Raw genomic sequence first — 1,342 nt, forward strand, 5'->3', positions numbered from 1 at the left:
CATCAGCATCAGCATCACACGCTCGTAAATCCTCAATTTCTAATGGAAGATCAGGCTTCGGGAAGACCAAAAGTTCAAAACTGTAGAGCTTGAAACATCCTGTAATGGTATTTTCTGCGACAAAGAACAACTCGGTCATTCCTGAAATGTTATTGTAAAGCACACTAATATCTATCTGTCCCGTACCATCATCAATTTGCGCATTGTCAAAGGTTTCGTAAAAACGGAAAACAACATCAGGTAAACTTACCCCAAGGTCATTGGCATAGGCTTGAAGATCAAATTCTCCAAAACCATCATTGTCATCATCACAGGCAATCGCTGGAGGAACAGGATCAATAAAGGGTATTGGGTTGACCAGTAACTCAGCCGTAGTTTGTGCCATACACATCGCTGAGGTGGTACTACTGATCTGTACTAAAATCGTTTGATTGTTAGGTGTGGTATTGACATAGGCATTAGCTGGGTCTATAAAAATACCTGCATCTAGATCGGCTTGTGTTTCGTAATACGTTACAACAAGACTGGTATCTCCTGCCGTGATACCTGCATCTAGCAAGGTCAGGTCAAAGGTGGTAACCCCATCGATATCTGTACCGACTAATGGGCCTTCGCTATCACATGCCTCTAGTGGGGCAGTAGGAGGAACAAAAACAGGAAGCTGTTCTATAGTGGCATTAAAGAAGGTCACCGTAGCACATCCCGTAGCTATATTTTCTAAACGTACCCACACCACAGCACCAGGATCGGTCACTAAATAATTGACTGGATCGCCAATAGGAAGCATATCCATCTCTGCATTTACTTGGCTTTCATGGTAGGTCAGATCATATTCCATAGGATCCAATCCTCCATAAATCACTCCATCATTCTGAGTTAAATCAAAGATCAATTGATTGGTGCCATTGGTACATTCGATGATATCAGGAACAGGAAGATTAATCAGTGGAATTGGATTGACAATCAGTTCGAGTTCAATGATTCTAAAACACTCCGTGCTTGTAGCAGGATCATTATCGGTGGCACGCACAAAAATCGTGGCACTTGGACTTGCATAATTCGCTGGATCAGCAATCGCCGGAGTACCCGCTTCCGCGAAAGCGAGACTTTCGTGAAAACTTACATCAAAATTTGTCTCTCCATTAATGATGGCTCCAGAAACCTCGGGAGCTGTCAAATCAAAAATAGCAATCCCATCAAAATCATCATCACACTCCTCTACCGCAGCTATGGCTGTAGGTGAGGGTAATTGATTCACCACTAAGGTTAGGGTAATTAACTCATAACAGCCTGTTACCACATTCTCCACACGCACCCAAACGGTCTGTGAAGCAGGAATCAT

At 43.1% G+C, this 1,342-nt stretch carries 1 pseudogene; it reads right to left on the reverse strand.

The window, feature by feature from the left end:
- Positions 1–1,342, reverse strand: a pseudogene (locus tag ACFO3O_RS22495) (T9SS type B sorting domain-containing protein); the annotation flags it as partial.

Source organism: Dokdonia ponticola, from assembly GCF_042653865.1.
GTDB lineage: Bacteria > Bacteroidota > Bacteroidia > Flavobacteriales > Flavobacteriaceae > Dokdonia > Dokdonia ponticola.